Source organism: Maribacter sp., assembly GCF_016744255.1.
Lineage (GTDB): Bacteria > Bacteroidota > Bacteroidia > Flavobacteriales > Flavobacteriaceae > Maribacter_B.
This window is the reverse complement of sequence record NZ_JADGES010000133.1, coordinates 1-7,830: the sequence shown is the minus strand read 5'-3', so window position 1 is coordinate 7,830 and position 7,830 is coordinate 1. Positions and strand designations below refer to the sequence as shown.

Sequence of the window (7,830 nt, the reverse complement as noted above, 5' to 3'; positions counted from 1 at the left end):
GCTGAACAATGATATCATTGTTCAGCTTTAATTAATAAATTTAATCCTTTAATAACCTGTATCGATTATTTAGGACGAGACATTTACTACTTAATGTCTAGCTCTAGAGTCTTCAAATTTTGAATCTGCTAAACGCGATAAACGGAATTTTGGTTTGTTATACTTTCTGTTTAAGTCTACATTATCACTATCAAAAGTAAGCAAACCCTCGCTTTGAAGATTTTCTAAGCCCTTAAACGAACTAAATTTATTTCCTTGAAGTTGCACAAATTTTAGACTGGAAAGCTCTTGAATACTTTCTGGAACTACACCGTCAAAATTATTATAAGACAAAACTAATTCTCTTAAATTTTGTAACTCGCTTAAATCAATATTTATTTGGCCTTCAAATTTATTTCCAAACAACTCTAGACTTTCCAACGAAGTCATTTCCTCAATTGATTTTGGTAAATTACCTGTTAAATAATTACTAGATAAATTTAACAGCGTTAAACTAGACATTGCCCCAATTCCTGCAGGTATAGTACCCTCCAAGGAATTATTAAACAATGTTAATTCTTTTAAACTTCCAAGTTTAGAATAATCCTTAGGTAATTCCCCTTTAAATTGATTCATTTCTAATTTTAGTACTACTAATTGTGAGAAACTTGTTATTTCCGCCGGTAGTTCTCCTGTCAGCTTATTAAAAGCAAAATTTAGCTCTTTTAAATAAATTAAATTCTCTATTGATTTTGGTATATTACCTTGTAGATTATTTCTATGCAAATTAATTGACACCACATGGTTATCCTTAACGCTTAAACCATACCAGCTATCTATAGGCTTAGATAAATCCCATGCGCTTGTCCATTCTTTACCATTAGTAGAATTATACAAATCTAATAATGCAATTTTTTCTTTTTCGGATACCTGCGCCGTTGAAAGGCTTGTGAAAAAAAGAAGTAACACAATTTTAATGGGGAGTAAAATTTGTTTCATGGTATAATAATTAGTCTGTTATTTTAATATAAAATATAGTTTTTAAAGTTTACCATTCTCCTATTATTAGCTAAAATGGATATCCTTTTAAATTATATTAGTATAGAACTAACGTAATTAATAGTGTTTTCTGATAAGAAAGAGCATTTTTTTATTCATTACAACATTACAAACAAAAAAAGGGGTGCACCACACACCCCCACCATTAACCAAACTAACTAAAATATTATTTAATTTTCATCTTCTTCGTCATCCTCAAATTTTGTATCAGCCATTCTTGACTTACTAAAGTTAATATCTTTAAAATCTACCTTTTCTTCGCCCTTATCATAATCAAAAACTAAGAACTGTCTACTATCCATCATCTGTAAATTCTTAAAAGAATTAAAGGCATTGTTCTGAATTTGCAATACTTCTAAACTCGCTAGTTGACCAAATTCTTCTGGTATAGATCCATTTAATTGATTATTAGCCAAAACCAATTCTTTTAAATGGCTTAGGTTACCCATTTCATTAGGAATTGCACCAAATAAAGAATTTTCAAAAAGACCTAAGATTTCAAGCTCTGCTAAATCTCCTAAAGAGCTAGGTATTTCTCCTTTTAAATTATTACTAGATAAGTTTAACACTTTTAATCCTGCTATTTCGCCTATACTCTCAGGAATAGAACCCGTAATAAAATTATTGAACATTGTTAATTCTTGTAATTTATCTAAATTACCAATAGCATTAGGCAGTATTCCTTTAAGCCTATTCATTTCTAATTTCAAGGTCTTTAACTCTTGCAATTCTACAATCTCTTTAGGTAATTCACCCGTTATAGAATTAAAGGCTAGATTCAATTTTTTTAAATGTTTTAACTCCCCTATACTTGCCGGAAGTTTTCCCATTAAATTATTTCTAAATAAATTAATCTCAACTACATGATTGTCTTCTACCGTAACACCAAACCAATTAGAAACAGAGGTTTTTAAATCCCATTTTTTAATCCAGTGCGATCCATTAGTACTACTATATAGATCTAAAAGAGCTTTCTTTTCCTTTTTAGATACTTTTGCAGTAACTACATTGGAAATTAAAAACACCACCAATAATATATAAACAGCTTTTTTCATATATAAGTTTTTTGCTTTTATAAAGCTAAAGAATAATTCAATAGCACAAACTAAGAATTATCTTACAAATTTGAACTATTAACGCAACAAAACCAAAAGTATTCGGTAAACTGCTCTATTTTGTTGCGTAAGACTTATTTTTTGTGGTGTAGGAATTTTATTACTTGTTATTTTAATGAATTTTAGGATACCTCCTCTAATTCAATGGTTATAGCTTCCCATTTCCCCATTAACTCTTCTAGGGTTTTCTTTTTTGCTTCGTAAGAATCGAAGAAATTAGGTTTAGCTATAGTTTCATCATAATTCATCAACAAATTGTGGTCAATTTGTCCAATCTCTTTTTCTAAATTAGCTATTTTACTCTCTACTGAACTTAACCTGTTTTTTAATGATTTTACTTTTTTCTGATTTTGAAAATCGTTTGTATTCTTAGTTATAGATTCTTTTTTCTTAGGGTTTTTTTCTTTTTTTTCAATATTCCTAAAATTCTCCTCTTTACGTTGCTCCAAATAATAATCTACATCTCCAAGATATTCTCTAATGCGTTTGTCCTTAAACTCATAAACACTATCTGTTAATCCTTGTAAAAAATCTCTATCGTGAGAAACCAAAATCAGGGTTCCTTCAAAATTTTGTAAAGCTTGTTTTAACACATTTTTAGATTTAATATCTAGGTGATTGGTAGGTTCATCCATTACCAATACATTAAAAGGTTGTAATAGCATTTTAGCTAAGGCTAACCTATTACGCTCTCCTCCAGAAAGTACTTTTACATACTTCTCCACATCATCCCCTTTAAAAAGAAAAGACCCAAGTATATCTCTTACTTTACTCCTATTCTTTTCGTTTGCAGAATCTATCATCGTATCTAAAATGGTTTTATTACCATCTAAATACTCTGCTTGGTTTTGCGCAAAATACCCTATTTGAACATTATGCCCCAGTTTTAAATGTCCGTCATACGCTATATCGCCAACCATTATTTTAGCCAAAGTAGATTTACCTTGACCATTTTGACCCACAAAAGCAGTTTTGCTATTTCTTTCAACTAAAAGATCTATATTTTCTAATACTTGTTTGGAACCATAGCTTTTTGCCAAATTTTCTATTTCTACAACCACTTTTCCAGGAACAACAGATATTGGAAAGCGTAAACTCATTACACTGTTATCATCCTCATCTACCTCGATGCGATCCATTTTATCTAACTTCTTCATTAAGGACTGCGCCATAGAGGCTTTTGTAGATTTTGCCCTGAATTTCTCTATTAAACGTTCGGCCTGCTGTATTTCTTTATCTTGGTTTTTTTGAATACTTAATTGCTGGTCCCTAATCTCTTGTCTTAATACCAAATACTCGGAATACGGTTTACTATAATCATAAATTCTACCTAAAGAAATTTCAATAGTTCTGTTCGTTACATTATCTAAAAACATTTTATCGTGAGAAACAATAACAACGGCACCGGAATAGTTATTCAAAAATTGTTCTAACCAAATAATAGATTCTATATCTAAGTGGTTCGTTGGCTCATCTAGCAATAAAACATCATTACTTTGCAGCAAAAGTTTTGCTAACTCTATACGCATACGCCAACCACCAGAAAAAGTTTCTGTCTTTTTATCAAAATCTTCACGGTTAAAACCTAATCCTTGTAGTATTTTCTCTGTCTCGCCTTGGTAGTTGTACCCTCCTAATATTTCGTAATGGTGTGTAATATCACTTAAATCTATAATCAGCTGATTATACCCCTCGCTTTCATAATCTGTACGCTCTGCAAGCTGATGGTTTATTTCATCCATCTTAAGTTCTAATGCTTTAATTTCTTCAAAGGCTTGGTAAGACTCTTCTAACACCGTTCTACCTAGCACAAAATCAATGTCTTGCCGTAAAAATCCTATTTTAATATCCTTCTCTATTGCTATAGTACCTGAATCGATGGACATATCCTTGGACAATAACTTTAAAAGCGTGGACTTACCAGCTCCATTTTTACCCACTAAACCAACGCGATTACCCCCGTTTAATCTAAAAGATATTTCTTTAAATAAATATTCGCCTCCAAAAGAAACAGAAAGGTTATGGATATTAAGCATTTTGTAGTTGAATTATAAATTATTTAGAACACATTCTTGTACTTTTACAAAAACATTTTGCAAATGTTAAAAAAAGGAAACAAACTCTACAGTATTTTAACAGGAACTTGTCCTAAATGTCATGAAGAAAGCATGTATTTAGACAAAAACCCCTATCATTTGGGTAATATCTTAAAAATGCACGAACGTTGTTCGCATTGTAATACCAAATATAAAATTGAACCTTCTTTTTTTTATGGGGCAATGTACGTAAGTTATGGAGTTGGTATTGCTTTTGCAGTTGCTGCTTTTGTTATATGTAAGTTACTATTACAAACAACCTTACTTACTTCTTTTTTTGCAATCATGGGTACCTTAATTTTCTTTATGCCTGTAATTATGCGAATATCTAGAAACATCTGGATTAACTTCTTTATATCATACAATCCCGAGGAAAAAACAATTAAATAGAAGAATTATAGTGCTTTTTTGTAAACCTTAGAATATCTATTTCTGTTGGCAATGCGGTATCATTTTCTATATACTTAAATAATTGTGCTGATGCATACGGAGCTATCATTACTCCTCTAGAACCAAAACCATTTAGCACGTACATGTTTACAAACTCTGGATGCCTTCCTAACAACGGGCGTCTATCGGCAACAGTTGGTCTTATGCCTGCTTTATGATCTATTACTTTGTATTTACATTTTAAAAAGGTGTCTAATTTTTCTAATAGCTCTTCTTTAGCTTCTACTGTTGGCGTATTGGTTTTATCTTTCCATTTATACGTTGCTCCAACCCTATACCTATCGTTCCCCATTGGAATAGTGAAAACCGAAGATTTTATTACGTTTTCTTCTTTGAGTTCTGGAGCATTAATAGTCAGTAACTCCCCTTTTGTTCCGTTTAATGGTAGATAATTAAAATATGGATTGTTCTTTAATCCATAGCCTGTTGCAAAAATAATTCTCTTTGCTTCTATGGTTTTATAATTAATCCCTGCGGCAGTACATTTTAAATCATCAAAATTAAATACCTCTTTTTGTAGTAATTCATAACCGTCTAAATATTCCGCATACTTCTTTACCAAAGCATGTGTATCTATTCTTCCGGTATTTAACACCTCTCCAAAACCAAATGGAGCATCTACTGCAACATTCGTATTCTTTAATATCTTGGTAGATAAAAAGGGTTGTAATGCATTTTTGTCCGCAGCTTCAAACCAAAGATTTTGCTCTTCTATGGAAGCAAATTTTCGGTGTACTGAAACCTTGTAATCTAATTTAGTTTTTAGTTTTTTTTCTAATTCTATATAGAAAGGCTTTGCTAGTTCTAATTGTTCTTTGGCATTCCATGCTAAAGTAAACCTCTTAAGAATTACTGGATTATATAATCCTCCTGCTACTATAGATGATGTCTGAGAATCATCGCTTATAACTTTAAACGTTTTATTATTTTTTTGTAATTGTTCGCAAAAAGATATTCCTGCCAACCCTAAACCTACCACTAAATAATCTACCATAGTACAAAGGTATTACAAACTAAATAGTATGCCTTATATTAAGATATCAGAATTTTTAAAAAACAAAAAAATCCTCAGTTTTCACTGAGGATTTCATTATATTATTTTGAATTGGAATATTCTGTGGTTAATATGCCCACATGTCTTGCTCCCTGTCTCGGATAACCTCTTTTATACGTTTGGCTTCCAATAATTGAAACAATGCATTATCAGCTATATAATCGCTAACCTTACGGTCACCATGCACATTATCTTCTCTATAAATTACGGCATCAAACCTTCTTGCGTTTAGCAACATATCAAAAGATATTGGCTGTGCTGAATTACGTTGGTTAAAAACTTTTGCTTCATGCAAAATTTTTCTTGCACTTGGGTACCATACCCAGAAAAGCTCTACTTTAGCATCCCCTGGATCCATAGATTCATCATCTATAAAGTTAACATCTGGAGCTACTGGAGCAATACCTAACAAACGATATTTTAATTCTCCTTGTCTTTTATCAAAATACCAGATTCCTTTAATACGGTATTCTTCAATATCAGCAGCAGTTAAATCTCTTTTGTTAATATACTCTTCCGAGATTTGTTCACCAGCATTTAATTGCTCGTATCCATAATCGGTAGTATCTACTTTCTGTAATGTAGCTTCTAAATCACTGAATTTTCTTTTTTCTGTAAAATAAGAATCCACATATACATCATCTAGTTTTCCGCTTTTAATGTTTTTAATTAAAACATCATATAACGATCTTCTATCAGAACCTATATCAATAGTATCAATAGGATAGTATAACGGAAAGTTTACACGCTCATCTAAGTCAACTGTCTCCCATATAGTTTTAGACCAAAGAATATCTCTGTCTTCTACATAACCATACCTTAAAGGAGTGTCATTGTCCAAAGCCTTTTGCTCAGCTGTTCTTACCCCTATTTCTTGTGGCTTTTTAGCGTTTAAGATATTCGCTTGGGCCATCATTGACAAAGGTAATAAACTTACTGTGCCGATTAATAAAACTCTTTTCCAATTCATTTGTAAATATTTATTGTTTCTACTAGTTAAAATGTTGTGAGCCAACTTATGTTTAATGGGTATCATCTAGATAAGATGGCTCATTTCATTTTTATAGTTACTAATTATTGTTAGTTTGTAATCTCCACAACTACAGGAGATACTTTCTTTAATTTATAACCTTTGTTATTTGTGATGTAAGCTCTGATGTCAAAAATCTGAACTGCATCCCCTCTTTTAGCTCTCTTTAATGCTGATTTAGCTCTAGAGTCTAATCTACTACCGTTAACGTTAACTGTTGGTTGTCCTGGAACTTTAAATTTAAAGCCACTTACTTTAAGATTTAAATCGAAATCGAAATCTTCTAATAATGCCCCAACTGTAGATACTTCTAAGTTTTTTCTAGGCATTTTTGCACTACCAGATTCTCCTCTAATAGAACCAGAAGGTCTTGGAATATCTTTAATTCTAAATTCAGATTTAGAAGATACTCTTTGCCCATCAGGTAATGTACCAGAAGCAACAATAGTAACATTTCTACCTTTACCAGGATTCATGATATACTTACTACCAGAGCTCTTTCTAAGACCTGCTGCAGAAGCACTAACTTTATTGTTAGGAATACCAGGTATAGAGATAGACATTGGGTTAGGAACACCACGATAAACAACGTTCATCTTATCTGCTGCAATTAATGCTGCATTTGGCTTAGATATTGTAGCGAAAGCATTTTTTACTTCTACTGGAATTTCTTCTCCATCTTGTTTAAAGAAAATTTGACCAGCAACAGTATGATCGCCAGGAGTACCTGCACCAATCAATAACTTAACTCCACCTGCTTCTAATTTATAATCTTTACCTTCCGTCATTTTTCTACCATCAAGAGTTAATTCAGCTCTTACTGGAGTAGAAGAATTATCTGTCTTGCTAATGATAATTTTACCATCATACTTTTCTCCACTATAAAATGCTGATTTACTAGCATTTAATGAAGTAGCAAAGTTCTTAAGAGATACTTGGTCTGTTAAATTACCTGCTAGCATTGTTTTTAAAGCATCTTCTTCTGTTGCTTTAATGTCTGCTTGTAAAGCGGTTAACTTAGTTAAAGAAGCAATTAATGGAAAACCT

General features: G+C 31.7%; 7 protein-coding genes. 1 reads left to right on the top strand and 6 read right to left on the bottom strand.

What is annotated here, in order from left to right; genetic code table 11:
* Nucleotides 1-90: 90 nt before the first annotated feature.
* The 3 genes from QZZ51_RS15455 to QZZ51_RS15445 form a co-directional block, all read right to left on the bottom strand.
* Nucleotides 91-978, bottom strand: a complete 888-nt coding sequence (locus QZZ51_RS15455; RefSeq protein ID WP_291871291.1) for a hypothetical protein — start codon at nucleotides 976-978, stop codon at nucleotides 91-93.
* A 230-nt stretch (nucleotides 979-1,208) separates the two neighbouring features.
* On the bottom strand, nucleotides 1,209-2,093 hold the full coding sequence (locus QZZ51_RS15450) for a hypothetical protein (RefSeq protein WP_291871289.1): 885 nt from the start codon (nucleotides 2,091-2,093) through the stop codon (nucleotides 1,209-1,211).
* A gap of 182 nt (nucleotides 2,094-2,275) precedes the next feature.
* On the bottom strand, nucleotides 2,276-4,189 hold the full coding sequence (locus QZZ51_RS15445) for an ABC-F family ATP-binding cassette domain-containing protein (protein WP_291871287.1): 1,914 nt from the start codon (nucleotides 4,187-4,189) through the stop codon (nucleotides 2,276-2,278).
* Nucleotides 4,190-4,252: 63 nt separating this feature from the next.
* On the opposite strand from QZZ51_RS15445, the gene QZZ51_RS15440 reads away from it, so the two are divergent.
* Nucleotides 4,253-4,639: a DUF983 domain-containing protein gene (locus QZZ51_RS15440; RefSeq protein WP_291871286.1), complete on the top strand. Its 387-nt coding sequence runs from the start codon at nucleotides 4,253-4,255 to the stop codon at nucleotides 4,637-4,639.
* Here QZZ51_RS15440 and QZZ51_RS15435 read toward each other — a convergent pair.
* The 3 genes from QZZ51_RS15435 to QZZ51_RS15425 all read right to left on the bottom strand — a co-directional run.
* A complete protein-coding gene (locus QZZ51_RS15435) occupies nucleotides 4,632-5,693 on the bottom strand; it encodes an FAD-binding oxidoreductase (protein WP_291871285.1) in 1,062 nt (353 codons plus the stop codon). The genes QZZ51_RS15440 and QZZ51_RS15435 overlap by 8 nt on opposite strands.
* Before the next feature lie 127 nt (nucleotides 5,694-5,820).
* Entirely contained in the window at nucleotides 5,821-6,723 is a 903-nt protein-coding gene (gene gldN, locus QZZ51_RS15430; RefSeq protein WP_291871284.1) for a gliding motility protein GldN, read from the bottom strand.
* A gap of 110 nt (nucleotides 6,724-6,833) precedes the next feature.
* On the bottom strand, nucleotides 6,834-7,830 hold a 997-nt coding region (locus tag QZZ51_RS15425; protein ID WP_291871283.1), incomplete at its 5' end, for a GldM family protein.